Genomic DNA, 22,066 nt, shown 5'->3' with positions numbered 1-22,066 from the left:
ATTCTAGTATTTTACCAAGTTTCTTATTTTGTTAAGGTATCCTAATATCGTTACTTTTGTGAAATTATAATATTTAAATATTATAATTTATAGTGGGTGTTGAGAAAATAAATAATTTGTAAAAATAATATAATATTTGTAACTTTATGTCTTATAATATGAAATATCTTCGTTGTGATTATTTTAAATATTTGAATAATACATCAGATTCATTTTATCTAGGGAGGTTTTAAAATTGGGGAGAAGAGTTGTTAAAAGAGTTTTTGCATTATTATCAGTACTAGCATTATTCTTTAATGTGTTTCTACCGAAGGCAAATGCGGAGGTTATGACGCATGAAAAGTATTCAATGAACTGGAGTTATAGCAACAGTTTAGGAAAGGATATCCGAACTGAAATTATTAAAAATTCAAGCGGTCAAATTGCTTATTGTTTAACTCTTGGCTTAAAATCACCAAATGGTGAAGATCTTCCTGAAATGGGGAAAACAGATAATGTAGTATATAGGGTTCTATTAAATGGTTTCCCACAAAAAAGTATAGAACAACTGGGAGTAGCTAATAAGAATGAAGCACATTATGCAACTCAGCTTGCGGTTTGGAATGCATTAGGTCAACTTGATGTAAATGAATTAAAGCATGAAAATAAAAATGTTGAAAAAGCGGCTAAGACAATTATTAATGCTGCAAATACAAGTGAAGATACTCAGGATATTTTTATGAATGTGATTCCTGCTGAAAAGCAAAAGGCAGAATTAAAGGGTGAGTTTTTTGAAACAAACCTATACACAGTACAAACAAATGCTAAGAGTGGTTCTTATAAAGTAGTAGCGAAAAATGCACCTAATGGAGTTAAAATTGTTAGTGAAAATGGAGAAGTGAAAGATCAGCTTTCACTTGGGGAAAAATTCCGTATCCAAATTCCTAAAGATACAAAAACAGGTGAATTTAATCTAAGTGTTGCTGCAAATTTAACTAAAGTTCAAGCAATTGCTTATCGCGGTACTGATACTGTTCAGAATGCTACAGTGCTACTAGAAAGAAATGAGGAAAAGCTTAGTAGTGACCTTGCAGTAAATTGGGAAGCTGCTGGTTCTTTAAAAATTAAAAAGGTTGGGGAAAATGGAGAAATATTAGCTGGTGCAATATTTGAAGTCTTTAATGCAAATAATGAATCAGTTGGAAAAATCACGACGGGTGCTGATGGTACTGCAGAATTAAATAACCTACCAATTGGTACCTACACAGTAAAAGAAATTAAAGCACCAACAGGTTATGTTTCAGGTGATAAACCACAAACTATTGAAGTTAAGACAGGGGAAATAGGAGCTGTTCAAGTAGTAAACAACAAAGTAAAAGGTAACATCGAAATAAAAAAACTTAGTGATTCAGGTAAGATGTTACCTAATGTTGAATTCACGGTCTTTACTGAAGATGGAACAGAAGTGAAAAAAGTAGTAACAAAAGAAAATGGAATTGCAAATGTTGATGGTCTTACGTATGGTAAATATTATTTCTTAGAGACAAAAACACCTAATGGATATATTGGAAATAAAACAAAGTATCCTTTTGAAATTAAAGAGCACAATAAAACACTTACTTTTACAGTGGAAAATACAGAAGTGAAAGGTAGTGTGAAATTACTAAAAGTAGATAATGAAGATATCAGTAAAAAATTAGAAGGTGCAGTATTCGAGCTAAAAGATGCAAGCGGGAAAGTAATTGGGGAATATAAGACAGATAAAAATGGTGAAGTTAACGTCAAAGATTTAGCGTATGGTAAATATTCATTTGTAGAAAAGGCTTCTCCAAATGGTTACGTTCTTATTACAGAACCAATTGTATTCGAAATAAAGGAACACGGAAAAATTATTGAGCTATTAGCAGTTAATCATCTTATCAAAGGTGATCTAGAAATTACAAAAGTTGATGTAGCTGATGGAAACAATAAGCTTCCGAATGCAGAGTTTACTATTTATAATGAAGCAGGAAAAGAAGTAGTTAAAGGGAAAACAGACGATAAAGGTATCGCGAAGTTTGAAAAGTTACCATTTGGAAAATACACATATAAAGAAACTGTTGCACCAAAAGGTTATGTATTGAATGAAGAAATATTCTCTTTTGAGATCAAAGAGAATGGTCAAATCATTAAACATATTGTCAAAGATGAAAAGATTCCATCAGTAAAAACAACAGCTACTGATAAAACCGATGGTACAAAAGAAATGCACACTTCTAAGTCTGTAACAATCCAAGATAAAGTGGAATACAAAGACCTACAAGTAGGTAAAGAGTACACTTTAAAAGGTAAATTAATGGATAAAGAGACTAATAAACCATTAGTTGTAAATGGTATAGAAGTAACTGCTGAAACTAAGTTTACACCAAAAGAAGCAAACGGTTCTATTACACTAGATTTCACTTTTGATGCAACTGGTTTAGAAGAAAAAGAAGTAGTAGTATTCGAAGAGTTACTGAAAGACGGAAAAGTTGTTACTACACATGCTGATATCAATGATAAAGGTCAAACAGTTAAGTTCGTTAAGCCATCAGTAAAAACAACAGCTACAAACAAAGCTGATAGTGGAAAAGAGATACATTCAAAGGATTCTATCACAATCCAGGATAAAGTGGAGTACACTAACTTAGTTGTTGGTAAAGAGTACACTGTAAAAGGAAAATTAATGAACAAAGCTATTAACGAACCATTATTAATTGATGGTAAAGAAGTAACAGCTGAGACTAAATTTATTGCAAAAGAAAAGAATGGTTTTGTAATATTAGATTTTACTTTCGTTGGTGCTGAACAGCAAGGAAGAGAAGTAGTTGTGTTCGAAGATTTATTGCATGAAGGGCAAGTAATTGCAACTCACGCTGACATTAACGATGTAGGTCAAACAGTTCGATTTGTAGAGCCTTCAATTAAAACGACAGCTACAAATAAAGCTGATGGTTCTAAAGAGTTAGACGCTTCTAAAACAGTAACTATCCAAGATAAAGTTGAATACAAAGACTTAATCGTGGGTAAAGAGTACGTAGTAAAAGGTAAACTAATGGATAAAGCAACAAAAAAACCATTATTAGTAAGTGGTAAAGAAGTAACAGTAGAATCTAAGTTTACTGCTAAAGAGAAGAATAGTTCTATCACACTCGATTTCACATTCAATGCTTCTACATTACAAGGTAAAGAAGTGGTAGTGTTTGAAGAATTGTATCAAGATAATGTCTTGGTAGCTATTCACGTTGACATCGAAGATAAGGGTCAGACAGTGAAATTTAAAGAAGTAAAACCGGAGCAACCAAAACCAGAACAGCCGCATCAAGATAAAAATACTCCAACTACAGAACAACCAAAAGAACAACCACAACCTAAGAAAGAAGTTCAATCTAAAATTGGATGGTTACCGCAAACAGGTGCAGACCTTACAAGTTGGATCTCTATGGCTGCAGGCGCATTACTGTTAATTGTTGGTGGAGTTATTTTCTTAAAACGTAAAAACGCATAAAAATTTTAAAAAAAGCACATCTGTTTTTTACAAGATGTGCTTTTTTATGTTAGTAATTTAGTCTTATTTACAGTATTTGTGGGTTTGAAATAAAGTCACGATGTTTTTAAGAAAGACGCGAGGTTTTGAAAAAAGTGGCGATATTGCATTACTTCAAAAAAACAATTGAGTTTTGATTAATCTTTTGTCAAAATAGATTCCTTTTTCATGCTGTAAAATATGATCTTGTTCAATATTTTTGATAAGACTTTATTTCAAAGCTACAGAAATACATGGCAATGACAGGGATTTCAAAATTACTTGGAAAACTTCCATAACATTCTATTCTATAAAGGACTAGTTGAATTCTCGATATGATTGAACTTAAGGATACATAAAGCTTATATGTTATATTGAGCAAACACATTTTAAAAAGATGTTTTAGTAACTATTTTTTATCATTTTAGCCAAGAAAACTCCTTTCTCAATGAGCGTGAAGGGTTACAGCCCAGTGAGTAGGTGGGAGATGAATTGGCTTCGAACAAGGGATGGCAGGAAGCCATCTTAATTGTTCGACATACATAAAGATTATCGTTTTTGCACCAGAACCGATATCCCTATATTTATCTGTCCATTTGGTAAGGCATCGAATAAACCTTATGTATACCACTGCGATTCCTGATAACTTACATATAGAGGTATCACTCAATATAACAAAAATGTAATGTTAATGAAATGTAATTCCACCGATACTATTAATGAAATTATATAAAATGAAGGAGAGTTAAAGAATTTTTATAATGAAAAAGGAGAAGTATTAATGCGAAATATATTAAATGTAGAAAAAATCGAAAAATATTATGGTAATAAAGATAATGTTACAAAGGCTATAGATAATATTAGTTTTAAGGTAGATGAGGGAGAATTTGTTGGGATAATGGGCCCCTCAGGAAGCGGAAAAACTACATTACTTAACTGTATATCAACTATTGATAATGTTACTACGGGAAAAATAATAATCAATAATAGTGACATTACTCGGTTAAAATCAAAGTCACTAGATAAGTTTAGACAAAATGAATTAGGGTTTGTATTTCAGGACTTTAATTTATTAGATACCCTTACTGCTTATGAAAATATTGCCCTAGCGTTAACTATAAAAGGTGAGGAAAGTTCAAAAATTGATGGCAAAATACAAGCTGTTGCAAAATATTTAGACATTGAACAAGTATTAAGCAAATACCCTTATCAAATATCAGGCGGACAAAAACAAAGGGTTGCTTCGGCAAGAGCTATCGTAACAGATCCATCTTTAGTACTTGCAGATGAACCAACAGGATCGCTAGATTCTAAATCAGCTAGATTATTACTCGAAAGATTTGAAAGTCTTAATAGGGATTTAAAAGCTACAATACTTATGGTTACTCATGATGCATTTACAGCAAGCTATGCTCGTAGAATTCTTTTTATTAAAGATGGAAAAATATTTATTGAGTTGGTAAGAGGGAATGATTCTAGAAAAGAATTCTTTACTAAAATTATCGAAGTTATAACCCTTCTTGGAGGTGACGATAATAATGTACTCTAAGATTGCTATTGGGAATGTAAAGAAAAGTTTTAAAGATTATGCAATATATTTCTTAACACTAACACTGGCTGTTTGTATATTTTATAGCTTTAACTCAATAGAATCACAAAAGGCACTTATGGAAATTAACGCTTCAGATAGAAAGTATGTGCCTACAGTAATGAACGCTATCTCAAATGTGTCAGTATTTGTATCCGTAATATTAGGTGGTTTAATATTGTATGCAAATAATTTCTTAATTAAAAAACGTAAAAAAGAATTAGGAATATACATGACTTTAGGTATGGGAAGAAGAAACATATCCAGAATATTAGTAACAGAGACATTTCTAGTTGGCGTTATATCTTTAGTGAGTGGACTTATAATAGGTATTGGAGTATCGCAGGGGTTATCTACATTTGCATTAAAGCTATTTGACTTGCCCATCAATAAATATAAATTTGCAATTTCAACAGGTGCTATAGGTAAAAGCGTATTATACTTTGGAATCATGTTTTTACTTGTTATGTTATTTAATGTATATGTTGTTTCTAAATACAAAATAATTGATTTGTTAACAGCAGGTAGAAAAAACGAAGATGTAAAATTTAGAAATCCTCTTATCTATGTAATCACATTTATTATGTGTGTAGCATCACTTGGATATGCATATGTGACTGTACTAAAAATCGGATTGAATTTTACTAATCCTATGCTCGTGGTATCAATCATTCTTGGCATATTAGGTACATTGCTGTTTTTCTTTAGTTTATCTGGATTTATATTATATGTTGTAAAGAAGAATAAAAAAGTCTATTTTAAAGGTTTAAATATATTTATCATCAAACAAATAAATAGTAAGGTTAATACAAATTTTATATCCATGTCTGTAATTTGTTTAATGTTATTCCTTACAATGGTGGCTTTATCTACAGGAATCAGCTTTAACAGAATGATGGACGCCACAACGAAAGAAATAACACCATTTGATGCCAGTATTACGTTGGAGAATAAGGATGAAAGTTACACTATAGAAGAAGTATTAAATAAAGCTAATTTTAAAATAAGTAATAACGAAAAATATGTATCTTATAATGTATATCGAACAGGGATGGAAGTGGTGGACTTTGTACCAGAAGGTAAAGATTATAATAACGATATAGATTTCATTAAAGTATCTGATTATAATAAAATTTTAAATCTTAAAGGTGAAAAGGAAATCACTTTAAATAACAATGAAATTTTACTTTTATCAAATGAAAGCCGGTTGGCTAATTCGACAAATGAAAGATTAAAAAATAGCAATAAGGTGAATATTAAAGAAAAAGAATATTTGGTAAAAAACGCTAAAGTTATACAAGAGAATCTTTACACTTATGATGTGCGAACTAATTACTTCACAATCGTTATAAATGATGAGTTTTTATCAGGCTACAAAATTACTGAATCCGTACTTAATGTAAATTATTTAGATGGAAATAGAGAAGAATATAATAAAAAATATGATAACGTTGCACGGGGCTTTTATGACGAAAATGGCCCGAAATTAAATATTAATCGTATAGCAGGCAAATCAAAGGATGAAGTTTGTGCAGGAAGTAAGGGATTGAAAACTATCGTACTGTTTATTGGGATATATATAGGTATTGTATTTTTAATAACGAGTATGGCTGTATTAGCTCTTCAACAATTATCAGAAGCCAGTGATAGCATAGATCGATATAAATCTTTGAAGAGAATTGGTTCAAACGGAACAATGATCGACAAAGCGATTTTCATTCAAACGTTCGTATACTTTAGTCTTCCAGTTTTTCTTGCCATAATTCATTCTATAGTTGGAATTTATGTAGTCAATTATTATATTAACAGATTTCAACAAACAGACATTATTTTACCAGCATTGATGACGGGCTTAGTATTTCTTGTAGTTTATGTAGTATATTTCTACACGACATATGTCGGTTATAAAAATATTGTAAAAAGTAATACTTGATTTTATAATGCTTATTAGGGCTATTACACTTTGTTTCTCAAGATGTAATAGCCTTATATTCTGTATAGGGAGGGAAAAGTCATGAAAAAAATCATTCTGATTGAAGATGACGAAATCATCAGAGAAGAATTACAACATTTTTTTATAAAGTATGGATATGAAGTAAAGGCTCCCACAGATTTTAATCATATTATCAAACATATAGAAAGTGAGAATGTAGACCTTATATTACTAGACATAAATCTTCCTGTGTTCGATGGCTATTATATATGCAGAGAAATACGTAAAACTTCAGATGTTCCAATCATCATGGTTACAAGCAGAGATAGTGATGTAGATGAACTAATAAGTATGAATTTAGGAGCAGATGATTTTATAACAAAGCCTTATAATACAGAAATACTATTAGCAAGAGTAACAAACATTTTAAGAAGAACATCTGGAGATTTAAAGACGAATCATATCTTAATTTATAGAGATTTTAATTTAAATCTCTCAAATGCAACAGTTACTTATCAAGACAAGTCTGTAGAGTTAACTAAAAATGAAGTTAAAATACTCTCATGCTTAATAAATAATCGCGGATATATTGTAAAAAGAGATTCACTCATAGAAACCTTATGGAAATCTGATTATTTTGTGGATGATAGCACCTTAACTGTTAATATAAATAGATTAAGAAAAAAGCTTGAAGAGATAGGTATAGAAAATCCAATTGCAACAAGAAGAAGCTTAGGGTATATAATGCCATGAATATAGGTGAATTTATTAAAGATAAAATGGTAGTAATACTATTTAATGTACTGTTATTTATTATACTAGCAGGTATATTGCTGACTGTGAATGTTCAGTTCATTATAATATTCTTTGTCTTTTGTATTTGGTTTTTTCCATTGATTATATATATGGCTATAGAATTTATAAAATGTAAAAATTATTATAATGAGATTAATGGCATATTAGAAAAGTTGGAGAAAAAATACCTACTTCCAGAGGTAGTAAAGGAATCAAACTTTATACATGGGGAAAAGCTTAACGCTATACTGAAAGAAGTAAGTAGAGATATGCATGAAAATGTAAAATATTATAGAGATATGCAATCGGATTATAGGGAATATATAGAAACATGGGTACATGAAATTAAGACGCCGATAGCTTCTACAAAGCTAATAATTGAAAATAATCAAAATGAAGTAACTAATAAAATAGACTCCCAATTGGATCGAATCGAAGGGTTTGTAGAACAGGTGCTGTATTATTCTCGAAGCAATAATGTCGGTAAGGACTATATTATAAAACCAATCAACCTTGATGATGTAGTAAGAACTGTAATTAAAAGAAATTATAGAGATTTTATTCATAAGAGAATAAAATTAGATATACAGGATATTGATGAGATTGTATATAGTGATGGGAAATGGATTGAATTTATTATTAATCAAATAATAGGAAATTCCATAAAGTACTCAAATAACAAAAAATCAATGATACGTATATATTCAATTAAGAAAGCTAACTCAGTAATAGTAACCATAGAGGACAATGGAGTAGGGATAATACCTAAAGATATAAATAGAGTTTTCGAAAAAGGATTTACTGGAGAGAATGGAAGGAGATTTAGCAAAAGTACAGGAATGGGCTTGTATCTATGCGAAAAACTGTGTTCAAAATTAGGATTGAAAATTGGCATTGAATCTGAAATGAATAAAGGAACTAGAGTTACATTAATATTTCCTTTATCAGGTATGGTAACTTTTGAGTCTTATTTATAAAGAAATGCTGCCATCTTCCCACGAATTTCATATGATACTTATGAACAAATGTAAAACGGTATGAAAAGAGTAGAAATTCTATTCTTTTCATACCGTTTGTATTATTTAGCCAATTAATGTATTGGTATATTTAATTAAAGGCTATGCTCTTTATCCATTTCATACAATATAAAAAAACACCCGCGATTGTTCGAGGGTGTTACTTCGCCTGTTTAAACTTCTACAGTAAAACAGGGTCCGATTATGTTCATATGCAGGTGAGACATGTCTATCGTCTCTTTATTGTAAACCTACCAACGAAAAAACAAGAAACAACATACTGAATAAAGTGATACCATTATCCTTAAGATAATGTTCAGAATATACTGCTAAACTGTACACAATTCATTAGAATCCATCTGTTTTTAATTAACTTTCCTTTGAATACACCAGTACTACGCCCTTTTTAGACAATGTAATATCTTTATGCTTTAGATACACAACATGGTAGATTTGAAGTACTTAATAAAAAGGGGAAACATCAGGGAGAAGTAGGCTTTAATTTAAACTCAACAAAACCTGAGGACAAATCTGGGGGGCATATTTTTGTTTGCATTATTGTGTTCTAACGAGGATTATATTGTAAATAGAAGGTCTTTTAATTACCTTATCAAGTTATTTTTTGTTAGTTAGAAGCAGGCATAAGAAAATTACATAGATATATTGCGAAAATGTAGTATGTAAGATTGCATCAATAAAATGGTTGCAATTCTGGCCAACCTGTAACTATAATAGTTACGGGTTGGACGATACCAATCAAACAAATACAATTATCATGAATGGAGATGTTATAGAATGGGTATGAAAAAATTAATTTTAGCAGGTGCTTTAGGATTCGCAGCATTATCAGGAACAAATCTACCAGGATTAGAAGCAACAAAAGCGAGTGCAGCTTCTATTGAAACGAATTTCTCGACGTTAGAAGGACGCGTAGTAGAAGTGGACCATGGTGTGATTGTTGTGAAATCTAAACAATACGAAGAACCAGTTAGTGTGTATATAGAAAATCTTTCAAATGTGAAAGTAGGAGACGAAGTAAAAGCAACTGGATCTATGATGCGTAACTTCACGGAATATATGGTTGCAACAGAAGTTGAGAATACGACAAACAAATTAGGTATGCATTTAAAAGAAAATGGCTCACCTGATTATGTGATTGGTGAAGTATCAGAAGTAGGTACGATGGAAGACAGTGCGACTACATATGTCGTAGTTGAGTATCCATCACAAAATGGGGAGAAAGATGTTATTGACGTGTTCTTAACAAAGGGGCAAGTATTTAAAACAGGTGAGAAAGTGAAAATTGATATGAAGTATGTAGGTTGGGGCGGCATTTCTATTAATTACAACACAGTTGATCATATCGAAAAAGTGCATGAGATAAACAATAGCACTCAAAATAATGATGATGTGTGGATTTGGTCTTAATAAGATTAGTAATATTAGAATCGAAACAGTAAGACGTACTTATGTTGTAAAATCTATACTGAAGTGAGTATGGATTATAAAATTTATTTCGAATAAAGCAAAAGAGAGGAGTCTATTCTATGACTTCTCTCTTTTGCTTTATTCGAACTTTGTTTGAGTCTATTTATATGACCATATTTAAGCAAGAATAGCTTTTAAAATTGACACTTTGTTTGTAGTAAATAATACATAATTTTGTTTTACAGTTCTAATTAATATACGATCAGTTGTCCCATATGCTGTTCCGATACGGATTGCACTTGGTTCTTCAACACCCGCATAGGTATCATCTTCGGTAACCTCGATTACATCACGTAATGGAATCGTGACCTCCGCAAACTGCCATGAAATAATTAACTCTTCTTTTGTTTTTTTGACATCAATACCTAGCATTATACCAAGACCTTTCTATAATAGAATGCTACACTTCTTATCTTATTATACAAATTTTTAGATTATATTTCTACATGTATGAATAGAGCGGATATTTTAAGGGTGCCAAAAGAACGGGAAGATATACTATCAATCTATTAAGGAATACGTTATGAAGAAAAGTTCACAGGGAATTAATATGGATTTGATATGGTTGAAGTATGATGAATGAGTAACAGTAACAGTAACAGTAACAGTAACAGTAACAGTAACAGTAGGAGTTGCAGGAAGGAAATGAATGATGAGACTTAAATTAGTAGGAACCTTAACTTGTATAGTAGTAATGTTAGGTATCTTTATCATTTATACCAATATATCTATTGGTAAAGAACCATATAAGACAAACTATGAAACTAGTGAAAACTCCATAAATAAAGAAAAAAATAGTAAGCAAAATAGGACTTCAAATAAGATAGCAAGTTCTTTTGCTAGTGTACAGGCTGTAGTAAATAAGGAATATGGTTTACCCGAAGACTATATGCCAGAGGATTTAGTTGTACCAAATGTACCGTTCTCATTTAGTGGAACGGTAGAAAAGAGTCATCTTCGTAAAGAAGCAGCAGAAGCGTTAGAAAAACTATTCCTTTTAGCTAAGCAAGATGAGATCCAGTTGAATGCTGTTTCAGGATTTCGTTCCTATGAGTATCAAAAAGGCCTGTATGCCAACAATGTTAAAAAGAAAGGGCAAGAGCATACGGATCGCTTCTCTGCAAAGCCAGGGCATAGTGAACATCAAACAGGATTAACGATGGATGTTTCTTCTAAAAGTGCAAACAATGAACTAGAGCTAGCCTTTGCAAATACGAAGGAAGGAAAATGGCTAAAAGATAACGCACATCGTGCAGGATTTATCATCCGTTATCCAAAAGGTAAAGAGAATATTACTGGATATGCTTATGAGCCTTGGCATGTACGCTACGTAGGAGATATTGCTAAAAATATATATAAAGAAAAACTAACTTTAGAAGAATATATGAATCTGTGAAAATAGAATTGAAGAGTTAAACTGTATTCATTGTTTATGAATGCTACTTTTTCTATTAAAAAGCCTAATTTCTCAATGTTTTGTAGAGAAATTAGTTTTTTTCATCACTTTATTAGAGTTTTTTAGGCTTCGTTCGTTGGTATACTTCACACAATATTATAAAGGAAATAGAACTTACTGAAGATAACATATGAATGTTTTATAAATGTATCAAAAAAGTGAACAAAATCGTTATTTTGCACAACAAGGTAGCCAGCTTAATGAAATAACTGCTTGTAAAAAAAGAAGCCCTACAGGAAATATTACAGGGCTTCACCAAGTTGAGTTATGTCGTATTCAAAAGGGATTTTAACATGATATTTGTGTTGAATAAACTGGTAAATGTGTCCAAGTAATTTGGAGCTATTTTATAAAAAAAGAGAAGCGCTTAATCAGGACGCTCCTCTTAATGCCAATACACAATAACTATCCCATTATACTGTATAAGCGTAAAATATTTAACAATTACCTTCGTGGTAAATATTTCATTTTGCCTTAGTGCCTTTAAATCACGAAAAAAGGTTCCGCTGTTTCCAACAGAACCTTTCCTAAAGTGGCAAAGAGTAACTCTTACCTTACTCTTTGTTCATATACTACAGGAGTGTTAATGAAAATCCAAGGCTCCTTATATTGAAAAATAAAGAAGAATCATTATAAAAAATTTTATCTTTTTTCATAAATAAAAGAGCAGCTAGCAAAAACTAACTGCTCAATACAAGGAGATACAGAGAAAACTAAATGGATTTTGGCATACAGCCTATCAACATTATGGACATAATATTGATTTTTATTCGAAGGAATTCATGTTTTACAAATCAGATTATGATAGTCGATATTCTCCATATTGACCAGAAAAGAACCAAGAATTCTAGTGAAATTCCAAGTGTTCTTTTCCTAGTTTTTTGAAATTCTTTTACTAAATAGCCAATAGCGCTAATTGCTAGAAGAATGAAAAGAATAAGTTCTAGTGTAACTGGCATTTGATCTACTCCTAATCAATTATTTTAATTTATTATATAACGATTATAAGATATTTTTTTGTGGTTAGTGGTGAGAAATTTAACAAAACCATCTCTTTACAAAAAAAAGGCCCTGTTGTTTCCAACAGAACCTTTCCTAAAATGGCAAAGAGTAACTCTTACCTTACTCTTTGTTCATATACTACAGGAGTTTTAATGAAAATCCAAGGCTCCTTATATTGAGAAATAAAGAAGAATCATTCTAAAGAATCTTATCTTTGTTATAAATATAAGAGCAGTTAGCAAAAACTAACTGCTCATCTCCAAGGGGGAACAAGGAGAAAAATCTAATGTCATCTATATTATTGACGGAATATTGAGTTTTACTCATAAAAAACTACGTTTAACTTAATGCATAACCCACAATCAAAGTTAGTGTTAAAAACACTGATAATAACAATGTTAGTAAGACTGTTGCTACACTCCTAAGCATCGCAATCCAATTATTCATCTTAGAAAATCCTATAATGCCAGCAAAAAAAGTTCCTATTGTTAAAACTAGTAATATAAATAAAGGGTGAATGTGTAATGAATCCGTGAAAAATTTGAATAATTCAAGTGGAATTTCAAAATATAAACGGAATAGTCCAACGCAAATCAAAGAGCATATAAAGGACCATAGATTGAGGTTATGCTTCATAGCTTTCTCCTATGTTTTCAAAATAGTTTTACTCAATATTAATGGGAAATAAAAGAAAAAGATAGAGGTTATAAATTAGAATCAATTTTTTAACAAAATAATCCTTTTAATAAAAAGCGAGGAATAACAATGGGACATGAATGCTTTTTTCTTTGTTATATAGAAATTATACATTAAACATATATTTATAAGCGCTGTTACGACAGGCTAAGGAATAGTAATAAAAAGATGAGGCCAATGAAACCGTATAAAAACCAAAAGAATCCTAAGATGGGGAATGTTTTATGAAAATTAAGCATGGTAAACCTCTTTGGGTATATAGAGGATTATAATATATCGTTGGTCTATTTAGAAGAAAAAACATAAATTAGTACACATTAAACGTGAATTTGAACAAAATGGACATTTTAAAGTAGCGAATGCGCTGCTTTTTTATTTTATCAAATACATTGTTCTTGAGTAGAAATGAAAATAGGGGGTTGCCTTAAACATTTATTATTAATCAAGAATATGAGTATAGAAACAGGTCTAAATTCTGTAATGGTGGAGGGGATTGTTATGGACATAACTCAAAGTGTGGTAAGAATAGTGGTTAATGGGAAAGACCTTCCGTTCACTTCAGTTCAAACCTCTGCATGGAATCATGGACCTGTAAATGATTTAATCGTTTCGACGAATCAGAGAATGAATGAGCTTTATCAATTCATGTGGTCACAAGTACCAGTTACGATCTCGGTGTATTTTCTTCAAGGGGCGGACTTAATGAGATTCGCTAGAATTAATGAACGTGTAACGGGAGAATATATATATCATTTCATTTGGGGATAAGAAGAATTCAAAGTAGCTTAACAGCTGCTTTTTTATTTTGCATAGAAAAAGGAACCATAATAGGCCCCTTAATTTGATTCAGAAGTTGTGTAGTTTTTCTTGATGATATCTTTTATGTTGATAATTAAGGATATAAGGAATCCAGCAGCTAGGATACCGTTTACCCAGTAATATGTATTCCCGGATGTAAATGTATTATAAAAGGAATCGATATTATAATACACTAAGCCTGCTGAAATGACGGTAGAGATTACTAACGTACCAAAACTTTTCATGACGCCGTCCTCTGATTCTGAAAATTTAGACTTTTGATACAATTATACATTTAAATAAAAAGGTTTACAAAGGAATTACCATAAGGAGGAGTTATAACGATTTTCTTCCAATTGATGGTTTTTATTTTTGAAAAAATAACTATTTTATAAAAAAATTTTTTTTGACCCCCATAAAATTATTTGTTCCTTCGAATATATGTAAAGTAGAAGAAAATAAATGAAAGAAAAAGCTAAAATTACCAAAAATATAGCGAAGAGTTATTCAAAGATTGCGGCTAAAATAGAAAAGAGCAAGTGGTATTGCAAAAGAAAACAAGAAAGCAGTACAAAATACAGACTTCACTTTAGTACAAGTGGAAAAAATAGTCATATAAAAAATCGGCCTCGAAAAATATGAGTAATAGCAAGTAGACAAGCCCAAAGAAAAGTACTAAGAAAATGTGGTTAAATGGTCACTTGTTTAGTGGTCATTTTGCTATTTGAAGCAGAAGGAGGCTGGAAGATTACTAGTGTTGAGTTTAGTAATGAAGATCCTAAGAAAACCGAAAATAGAAGATATCGTATATAACATACAAAACAACGGAGGAGATAAGGAAGCATTTATCGTACAGTATCAGCCTTTTATTAGAAAATCCATATCGTCTGTCTGTCGCCGATATATTACAGAACAGGATGATGAATATAGTATTGGACTGTTTGCGTTTAACGAAGCAATTGAACAGTATTCATATAAAAGAGGGAAATCTTTTCTAGCGTTTGCTGATCTTCTTATAAAAAGAGATGTAATTGACTATATACGCAAGGAGTCTAAGCATAACTTTGTCTTTTTAAAAGAAGATGAGCAAGAGGAAATGTTAGAAAGGCAAGTATCGCTTACGGAGTATATGAAAGAAATCGAAAATAGTAACCGTAAGGAGGAAATTCTTCATTTTCAAAGTGTGTTAGCTGAGTTTAAAATTACATTTTCAGAGCTTGCTAAAGAATCTCCTAAGCATCGTGATACGCGTGAGCACCTAATAGAAATTGTGAAGATTATTATAAAAGAAGAGGAAATGATGGAAGAGCTGTTCCGTAAGAAAAGATTACCCCTAAAACATATTGAACCACTTGTTAGGGTAAGTCGTAAAACGTTGGAACGACATAGAAAATACATTATTGCGATGAGTATTATTTTTGCAAACAACTATACATACATTCTTGATTATATAAGAGGGGAAAAGCATGATGAATAAAGGAATTGTGATGGATATAAAAAAGCATAACGTAGTTGTTTTGACTCCAAATGGAGAGTTTATTACATTTAAAAGAAAAGCGCACCCATACATGATAGGAGAGGAAATCTCGTTTAACAAACAAGAACAAAGAGCGTCGCGTTTTTCCATACTACCTTTCTTAAAGCCTACAACAGTAATTGTTGCTGGTTTTCTATGCGTATTGCTGTTTTTTTACAATCAACCAGAAGAAAAAGTGTTTGCTTATGTCTCAGTTGATATAAATCCAAGTTTAGAGGCGAGCGTAACGGAGGATCTTCGTGTTATAGATTTGCGGGCTCGTAATGATGATGGAAGGCGTATTTTACAAGAAATGAAAAGATGGGAAAATAAACATCTGCAAGACGTAATACGTACGATTATAAAGCAAAGTCAAGAGGATAAGTATTTAACGAATGATAAGCAAGTTATGCTAACGGCTGTTGCAAAGGATAAGTCACTAGCACCACAGTTGATAAAGGAAATGAAAGAATTAACGAAAGAATATGAGCTAAAACATATTACAGTCGAATATCAAAGTAGCACGATGCAAGTACGAGAGGATGCTAGAAAAGCTGGAATTGGCACAGGAGTCTATATAAAGCAAGAGAATGAGAAGAACAATTCGCTTACTCCACCTGCCACGCCGTCTAATCCGGTGGAAAACGAAGAAGAGGTGCAATCGCAGCAGGAGTCAGCTTCTGATGCATCACCAGATTTGTCTCCTGTAAAAGAAAAAAAATATGAGAAGCCAGAGCATGAAGAACAAAAGAAAACAGAGGAACAGCCATCGAGGCAAATAAAAGAAAACAATGGTAGAGGATCTCAGCAAGAAAATAGAGGGAATCAGCAGGAGAATAACGGTAGAGGATCCCAACAAGAAAATAGAGGGAATCAGCAGGAGAATAACGGTAGAGGATCCCAACAAGGAAATAATGGGAATCAGCAAGGGAACAACGGTAAGGGATCCCAACAAGGGAATAATGGAAAACAGGAAGGGAACAACGGTAGAGAATCGCAACAAGGAAATAATGGGAATCAGGAAGGGAACAACGGTAGAGAATCGCAACAAGGAAATAATGGAAAACAGGAAGGGAACAACGGTAGAGAATCGCAACAAGGAAATAATGGAAAACAGGAAGGGAACAACGGTAGAGAATCGCAACAAGGAAATAATGGAAATCAACAAGGGAACAATGGGAGGGGGTCTCAACAAGAAAATAGAGGCCACCAACAAGGAAATGAAAAGAAGAATCAATAGAATATGGAAGTAAGAGATTCAATTCAAAGCTAAAAGGATTTATCTCGCTATTGTGGACAGTAAAACTCCCATCTCTAATTTTGGCTGGGGCAAAGAAGTTAGATGGGAGTTGGGCTGCTTGTAAATGCCCAATTGGTGAGGGCTGGTTAAAGTTGCATTTTATTATTCTATAGTTTTATTAAGAAGGAGTATGTGAAAAATATAATGGAGAAAAACATTCAACAAGAGAAAGATAAATCAAAACCTATTTTTTATGATCCTAAAGGAAGGAGAAATATAGCTTTTATCTCGTTTCTATGTATCTCAATAGTTAGCGTAAGTATTGTATTATATTTTTTCTTTCAAAGTATTTTTTCAACACCAGAAATTCCAAATATGAATCCTACTGTAAAACAAGATACGAAACTTGTACCAATTAATCAAAAACTTAGTGACGAGCAGTTAAAAAAGGAAGAATTCAAACCGAATACCGAAATGAGGGATAATAAAAATTTGGTGAGTTCGACGAGCGATAGTAAACAACCTAAAGAAGTGTATGGTTTTTATGTAAATTGGGATGAAAATAGTACAGCGTCTTTAAAAGAAAATATCAATTCATTAACCACGTTAGTACCAGAATGGTATCATTTAAAAGAAGATTTAACGATTAGAAGTGAGATAAAACCTGAGATTGTAAAACTAGCAGAAAAAAATCAAGTGAAAATTATGCCGTTACTTACTAACTATACAGAGGAAGCTTCTGGTCCTGATAGTGGGCTAATTCATAAGTTACTGAACTCCCCAAATGATGTAAAGACAAAGTTTATAAATGATTTAGTAAAGCAAGTTGAAAAGAATCGATTTGCGGGTATTAATATTGACTTTGAGGCGATACCTGAAAGTGATAGAGAAAACTTAACAAATTTTATGAAAGAACTTACTACGGTCTTTCATAAACATGGTTTGCTCGTTACACAAGATGTTCCAGCTAACGATAAGGCTTTTGATTATAGTGCGTTAGCGAAGGTAATAGATCGAATGATTGTAATGATGTACGATGAGCACTATGGAGCGGGGGAACCAGGGCCAATTGCTTCGAATAAATGGTTCCAACATACATTGAAAGAACTGAATATTCCGTCTAATAAACTTGTAGTTGCTTTCGGTAACTATGGATATGATTGGAAAGTGAATAGTAAAGAACCTGCGAAGTCTTTAACTTTTTCAGAAGTTATGGCAATGGCTCATAATTCAAATATGAAAATTCAATGGGATAAGATTAGTGGAAATCCTTATTTTAGATATAAAAAAGGAGAGAAAGAACATACTGCTTGGTTCTTAGACAGTGTTACTCTCTATAATCAAGTGAAAATCGCACTGGACAACAATGCAAAGGGGTTTGCACTATGGAGATTAGGAGCAGAAGACCCTACAATATGGAAGGTTTTAAAAAATCCGATTGAGGCACAAAAAAATCTTGATGCATTACATAAAATTACTAGTTTAGATGAAGTGAATTATTCTGGACAAGGTGAAATTTTACAGATTGAGAATGAAAGAAAAAATGGTATGAGAGATTTTAAAGTGGGAAAAGATGGTTATCTTACAGATGAAGTATATGAATCCTTACCATCTGCATACGAAGTGCAACGATATGGCAAACCAAATGGGAAACAAGTAGTATTAACATTTGATGATGGACCAGATCCGAAATATACGCCGGAAATTTTAAATATATTAAAAGAGAATAAAATAAATGCAGCGTTTTTTGTACTTGGTGAAAACGCGCAACTAAATCCTAGTATTGTGAAAAGAATATACGATGAAGGGCATGAAATTGGCAATCATACTTTCAAGCATCCTAACGTCGCTGATACGTCTTTACTACGAACAAAATTAGAGCTTAATACGACGCAACGTTTAATTCAGGAAATAACTGGACATTCTACGGTTTTATTTAGGCCACCATATGAAGCGGATGCTAACCCAGATTCATCAAATGAAATATTGCCTATTTTGCGTGCACAAAATATGAACTATACAATGGTAGCGGAAAAAGTTGATCCTGAAGACTGGGCAACGCCATCAACAAATGAATTAGTAAATCGTGCTCTTACTCCCGTTTATAAGGGAGAGGGAAATATTGTTCTACTACATGATGCGGGAGGGAATCGTACCCATACGGTAGAAGCGCTTCCGATTATTATTAAAGAACTTAAAAAACATGGATATAGTTTTGTAACAATTTCAGATTTAATGAATAAAGAACGAGATGAAATTATGCCTCCTGTTTCTTCTGAAGGAAAGCAATATTTACTTTACAATAAAGCTGTCTTTTCAGGAGTGGGATACTTTAAACATATAGTAACAACTATTTTTTATATTGCCATTGGATTAGGTATTTTTCGATTCTTATTCTTAATTTATTTTGCATGGAAGCAGAAAAGAAAAACGCTATCTCGTTGCATTAATTCGTCCTATCAACCTTTTGTAAGTGTTGTCATAGCAGCATATAATGAAGAAAAGGTGATAGCCAAGACGATTCGCTCAATTTTGGATAGTAATTATAGGGAGTTTGAAGTTATTGTTGTGGATGACGGATCGACAGATGGTACATTAAAAGTAATGCAAGAAACATTTTATAAACACCCTAAAGTTCGTTTCATTCAGAAAGAAAACGGCGGGAAATCATCGGCAATGAACCTAGCGTTTCAACAATCGCGAGGAGAGATCATTGTCACTTTAGATGCGGATACTATTATTGCGCAAGACGCTATTTCTCTCATGATTAGACACTTTGAAGATCAGAATGTAGCGGCAGTTTCAGGTAATGTCAAAGTGGGGAATAGACGAAACTTGTTAACTACTTGGCAACATGTTGAGTATATTACAGGGTTTAATTTAGAACGTAGAGCTTTTGATGAGTTAAATTGTATTACAGTAGTTCCAGGAGCTATTGGGGCATGGCGTAAAAAAAATGTAGTGGAATCTGGTTATTTAAGTGAAGATACATTGGCAGAAGATACGGATCTTACTATTACATTTGTACGTCAAGGATATAGAATTGTATATGAAGAAAAGGCGTATGCTTATACGGAATCACCTGAAGATGTGAAAAGTCTCATTAAACAGCGATATCGTTGGTCATATGGTACACTCCAATGTCTTTGGAAACATCGAAAGGCATTGTTTAATACAAAACATAAAACGTTAGGATTTATTGCATTGCCTAACATGTGGTTATTCCAATATGTTCTGCAATTCATTGCTCCTTTAGCGGATATATTAATGATCATGGGGCTATTTGGTAGCGATCCGCTAAAAGTTTTAGGATTTTATCTTGTATTCTTTTTATTAGACCTTCTCGCATCTCTGTTTGCATTTAAATTAGAGAAAGAGGACCCTAAACCGTTAATGTGGTTAATTTTACAACGCTTTATTTATCGTCAATTTATGACTTATGTTGTAATTAAATCTATATTCTCATCTATTCGAGGAGTAGCGGTAGGATGGAATAAATTAAAGAGAATGGGGAGTGTTAAGCATTCTACCGAACATAAGGAGGCATCATAAGAGGGCAGTTTACCTGCTCTCTTTTTTCATTGTTTTTAGTAAGTTATATGTAATATAAAGCTTTCGCTTCTATAACGAAATTTCTAATGATTACTGATAGTGAGACACTCTGCTAAGATACACCTTTAGTTTCGGACTAAAGTTTTTTATTTTTTTTTAAAATGACGGACATAAAATCGTATATGCCTTCGAATTATATATATGGATAACATAAATATGTATATAAAAGGGGAGAAAAAACATGAAAGAAATGTATGAAGAAATCACTGAAATATTGAAGGTATTAGCACATCCTGTCCGTTTATCATTAGTAAAAATAATGCTTGCAAAAGGTCCTATTAACGTAACGACAATGTATGAAATGTTACAAATGCCTCAAAGTACAATTAGTCAACATTTATCTAAACTAAAAGCTACGAAAGTCGTTACAGGTACTCGGAAAGGGTTAGAAATTTATTATGAGGTAACTGACAATCGCACAAAATCAATACTAGCATGTTTAGTTTAAATACTGATTGTCTAGACATTAAGAAGAGGATGCTAAAGTAAGTTTATGACTACAATTTTTAAGATTTTATACAAAAGTAATATGTATAAGTGTATGTGATTTTCTTACTAACATAAGTTGTATGTAGACTGGTTATTAATTTGTTATACTTCTTAATTAGCTTATTTTATTTATTTAATAATATTGTATGATCTTCACCTTGTTAAATTTAATATTATTTTATTAAAAATTAGTAAGGTGAAGGATTATTTATGTACACATGAAATATTTTATAAAGAGTACGACTTTACTCCAAAGTTACATTTTTAGTTTTTTCATCTATAGATCTAATACTAAAGGGAAAATAACTGAAATATAAATGTAATTGAAAGGAGTGGAATAACAATGGAGGTAAGCCTTTTTTTAGGTTTTTTTGGGGATGGGTAACGGTTATCATCACAGGAATACTTTTTGTGCGACCATCTGTACTACGTGAACTGAAAAAATTAGTGGTAGAAGACAGAGGATTTGGAATTATGTATGGCTTTCTATCAATTTTCCTAGGATTAGGTACTGTTATCCTGCATAATGTTTGGACACTTAATTGGCAGGGACTCATTACACTGATTGCATGGCTCGCACTATTAAAAGGGATTTATGTAATTGCATATCCTGAACCATCCAAGAAAACCGATTTCGAAGTAAGGGTACTATCTACTCGTATAGTGCTTGCTATCCTTGGTGCTTTATCTTTATGGATGCTTATAATACTTTATATGAAATAGAGACAAATATTTATGATCATGAGAGTATATAGGTGGGGAGTTTTGGGTAGTCCTTTGGAACGGGATTTTATAGTTAACTGTAAATGTAGTGTTTCTTCCCCTGTAGATATGTTTTTATAAATAGTGAGATGGGCAAAACGAAGAGAGTCCTAAATAAATAGGATTCTCTTCGTTTTATAAAAGTGAATTTA

At 32.1% G+C, this 22,066-nt stretch carries 16 protein-coding genes and 1 pseudogene; 14 read left to right on the top strand and 3 right to left on the bottom strand.

Annotated features, from left to right (window positions below):
- Positions 1-235 precede the first annotated feature (235 nt).
- The 6 genes from ILS93_RS04590 to ILS93_RS04565 all read left to right on the top strand — a co-directional run bounded on the left by ILS93_RS04590 (position 236) and on the right by ILS93_RS04565 (position 10,283).
- Complete coding sequence (locus ILS93_RS04590) at positions 236-3,505, top strand: VaFE repeat-containing surface-anchored protein (protein WP_098102791.1); 3,270 nt, start codon at positions 236-238, stop codon at positions 3,503-3,505.
- A 799-nt stretch (positions 3,506-4,304) separates the two neighbouring features.
- Entirely contained in the window at positions 4,305-5,072 is a 768-nt protein-coding gene (locus ILS93_RS04585) for an ABC transporter ATP-binding protein (RefSeq protein ID WP_064475912.1), read from the top strand.
- Positions 5,062-7,044 carry an FtsX-like permease family protein gene (locus ILS93_RS04580; protein WP_098102792.1) on the top strand — a complete coding sequence of 661 codons (1,983 nt, stop codon included), beginning with the start codon at positions 5,062-5,064 and terminating at the stop codon, positions 7,042-7,044. The genes ILS93_RS04585 and ILS93_RS04580 overlap by 11 nt, the downstream gene beginning before the upstream one ends.
- 81 nt (positions 7,045-7,125) lie before the next feature.
- Positions 7,126-7,797 (top strand): response regulator transcription factor, encoded by a 672-nt coding sequence (locus ILS93_RS04575; protein WP_000720526.1) that lies wholly within the window; start codon positions 7,126-7,128, stop codon positions 7,795-7,797.
- Positions 7,794-8,816, top strand: coding sequence for a sensor histidine kinase (locus ILS93_RS04570; RefSeq protein WP_064475911.1), 1,023 nt, complete (start codon positions 7,794-7,796; stop codon positions 8,814-8,816). Before ILS93_RS04575 ends, ILS93_RS04570 begins: the two co-directional genes overlap by 4 nt.
- 834 nt (positions 8,817-9,650) lie before the next feature.
- Positions 9,651-10,283, top strand: a complete 633-nt coding sequence (locus tag ILS93_RS04565; protein WP_064475910.1) for an ATP F0F1 synthase subunit alpha — start codon at positions 9,651-9,653, stop codon at positions 10,281-10,283.
- Positions 10,284-10,460: 177 nt separating this feature from the next.
- Here ILS93_RS04565 and ILS93_RS04560 read toward each other — a convergent pair whose 3' ends face one another.
- The gene (locus ILS93_RS04560) at positions 10,461-10,715 is read right to left on the bottom strand and encodes a SunI/YnzG family protein (protein WP_088047107.1); all 255 of its coding nucleotides are present in this window, start codon (positions 10,713-10,715) and stop codon (positions 10,461-10,463) included.
- A 280-nt stretch (positions 10,716-10,995) separates the two neighbouring features.
- Here ILS93_RS04560 and ILS93_RS04555 point away from each other — a divergent pair, with 280 nt between their 5' ends.
- Together ILS93_RS04555 and ILS93_RS04550 are read left to right on the top strand one after the other, a co-directional pair.
- A complete protein-coding gene (locus ILS93_RS04555; protein WP_088047176.1) occupies positions 10,996-11,739 on the top strand; it encodes a M15 family metallopeptidase in 744 nt (247 codons plus the stop codon).
- 205 nt (positions 11,740-11,944) lie between these two features.
- Entirely contained in the window at positions 11,945-12,091 is a 147-nt protein-coding gene (locus ILS93_RS04550; RefSeq protein ID WP_179194442.1) for a hypothetical protein, read from the top strand.
- A 1,049-nt stretch (positions 12,092-13,140) separates the two neighbouring features.
- Here ILS93_RS04550 and ILS93_RS28640 read toward each other — a convergent pair.
- Positions 13,141-13,437, bottom strand: a complete 297-nt coding sequence (locus ILS93_RS28640; protein WP_002142559.1) for a hypothetical protein — start codon at positions 13,435-13,437, stop codon at positions 13,141-13,143.
- 558 nt (positions 13,438-13,995) lie between these two features.
- Here ILS93_RS28640 and ILS93_RS04545 point away from each other — a divergent pair.
- Positions 13,996-14,265, top strand: a complete 270-nt coding sequence (locus ILS93_RS04545) for a hypothetical protein (RefSeq protein WP_257133803.1) — start codon at positions 13,996-13,998, stop codon at positions 14,263-14,265.
- Between the two features lie 68 nt (positions 14,266-14,333).
- Here ILS93_RS04545 and ILS93_RS04540 read toward each other — a convergent pair whose 3' ends face one another.
- Entirely contained in the window at positions 14,334-14,540 is a 207-nt protein-coding gene (locus ILS93_RS04540) for a hypothetical protein (protein WP_088047108.1), read from the bottom strand.
- A 509-nt stretch (positions 14,541-15,049) separates the two neighbouring features.
- On the opposite strand from ILS93_RS04540, the gene sigI reads away from it, so the two are divergent.
- From sigI to ILS93_RS04515, 5 genes and pseudogenes are all read left to right on the top strand, one after another.
- On the top strand, positions 15,050-15,772 hold the full coding sequence (gene sigI, locus ILS93_RS04535; protein ID WP_064475907.1) for an RNA polymerase sigma factor SigI: 723 nt from the start codon (positions 15,050-15,052) through the stop codon (positions 15,770-15,772).
- Complete coding sequence (locus ILS93_RS04530) at positions 15,762-17,051, top strand: anti-sigma-I factor RsgI family protein (protein WP_149173734.1); 1,290 nt, start codon at positions 15,762-15,764, stop codon at positions 17,049-17,051. Before sigI ends, ILS93_RS04530 begins: the two co-directional genes overlap by 11 nt.
- Positions 17,052-17,255: 204 nt before the next feature.
- On the top strand, positions 17,256-20,603 hold the full coding sequence (locus ILS93_RS04525) for a trifunctional glycoside hydrolase family 18/polysaccharide deacetylase/glycosyltransferase family 2 protein (protein WP_149173737.1): 3,348 nt from the start codon (positions 17,256-17,258) through the stop codon (positions 20,601-20,603).
- 241 nt (positions 20,604-20,844) lie between these two features.
- On the top strand, positions 20,845-21,111 hold the full coding sequence (locus ILS93_RS04520) for an ArsR/SmtB family transcription factor (RefSeq protein WP_048560064.1): 267 nt from the start codon (positions 20,845-20,847) through the stop codon (positions 21,109-21,111).
- A gap of 384 nt (positions 21,112-21,495) precedes the next feature.
- Positions 21,496-21,875: pseudogene (locus ILS93_RS04515) on the top strand (hypothetical protein).
- Positions 21,876-22,066: the final 191 nt, after the last annotated feature.

This window comes from Bacillus sp. 16GRE42 (assembly GCF_019837435.1).
In the GTDB taxonomy this organism is placed as follows: Bacteria; Bacillota; Bacilli; order Bacillales; family Bacillaceae_G; genus Bacillus_A; species Bacillus_A wiedmannii.
This window is presented reverse-complemented; position numbering and strand designations above follow the sequence as displayed.

Excerpts from the sequence above, each read along its gene's own strand:
- ILS93_RS04580 (WP_098102792.1), top strand. The coding sequence starts at position 5,062 with ATGTACTCTAAGATTGCTATTGGGAATGTAAAGAAAAGTTTTAAAGAT.
- ILS93_RS04570 (WP_064475911.1), top strand. The coding sequence starts at position 7,794 with ATGAATATAGGTGAATTTATTAAAGATAAAATGGTAGTAATACTATTT.
- ILS93_RS28640 (WP_002142559.1), bottom strand. The coding sequence starts at position 13,437 with ATGAAGCATAACCTCAATCTATGGTCCTTTATATGCTCTTTGATTTGC.
- ILS93_RS04525 (WP_149173737.1), top strand. The coding sequence starts at position 17,256 with ATGGAGAAAAACATTCAACAAGAGAAAGATAAATCAAAACCTATTTTT.
- ILS93_RS04545 (WP_257133803.1), top strand. The coding sequence starts at position 13,996 with ATGGACATAACTCAAAGTGTGGTAAGAATAGTGGTTAATGGGAAAGAC.
- ILS93_RS04585 (WP_064475912.1), top strand. The coding sequence starts at position 4,305 with ATGCGAAATATATTAAATGTAGAAAAAATCGAAAAATATTATGGTAAT.
- ILS93_RS04555 (WP_088047176.1), top strand. The coding sequence starts at position 10,996 with ATGAGACTTAAATTAGTAGGAACCTTAACTTGTATAGTAGTAATGTTA.
- ILS93_RS04530 (WP_149173734.1), top strand. The coding sequence starts at position 15,762 with ATGATGAATAAAGGAATTGTGATGGATATAAAAAAGCATAACGTAGTT.
- ILS93_RS04575 (WP_000720526.1), top strand. The coding sequence starts at position 7,126 with ATGAAAAAAATCATTCTGATTGAAGATGACGAAATCATCAGAGAAGAA.
- ILS93_RS04520 (WP_048560064.1), top strand. The coding sequence starts at position 20,845 with ATGAAAGAAATGTATGAAGAAATCACTGAAATATTGAAGGTATTAGCA.
- ILS93_RS04565 (WP_064475910.1), top strand. The coding sequence starts at position 9,651 with ATGGGTATGAAAAAATTAATTTTAGCAGGTGCTTTAGGATTCGCAGCA.
- ILS93_RS04550 (WP_179194442.1), top strand. The coding sequence starts at position 11,945 with ATGTATCAAAAAAGTGAACAAAATCGTTATTTTGCACAACAAGGTAGC.
- ILS93_RS04560 (WP_088047107.1), bottom strand. The coding sequence starts at position 10,715 with ATGCTAGGTATTGATGTCAAAAAAACAAAAGAAGAGTTAATTATTTCA.
- ILS93_RS04540 (WP_088047108.1), bottom strand. The coding sequence starts at position 14,540 with ATGAAAAGTTTTGGTACGTTAGTAATCTCTACCGTCATTTCAGCAGGC.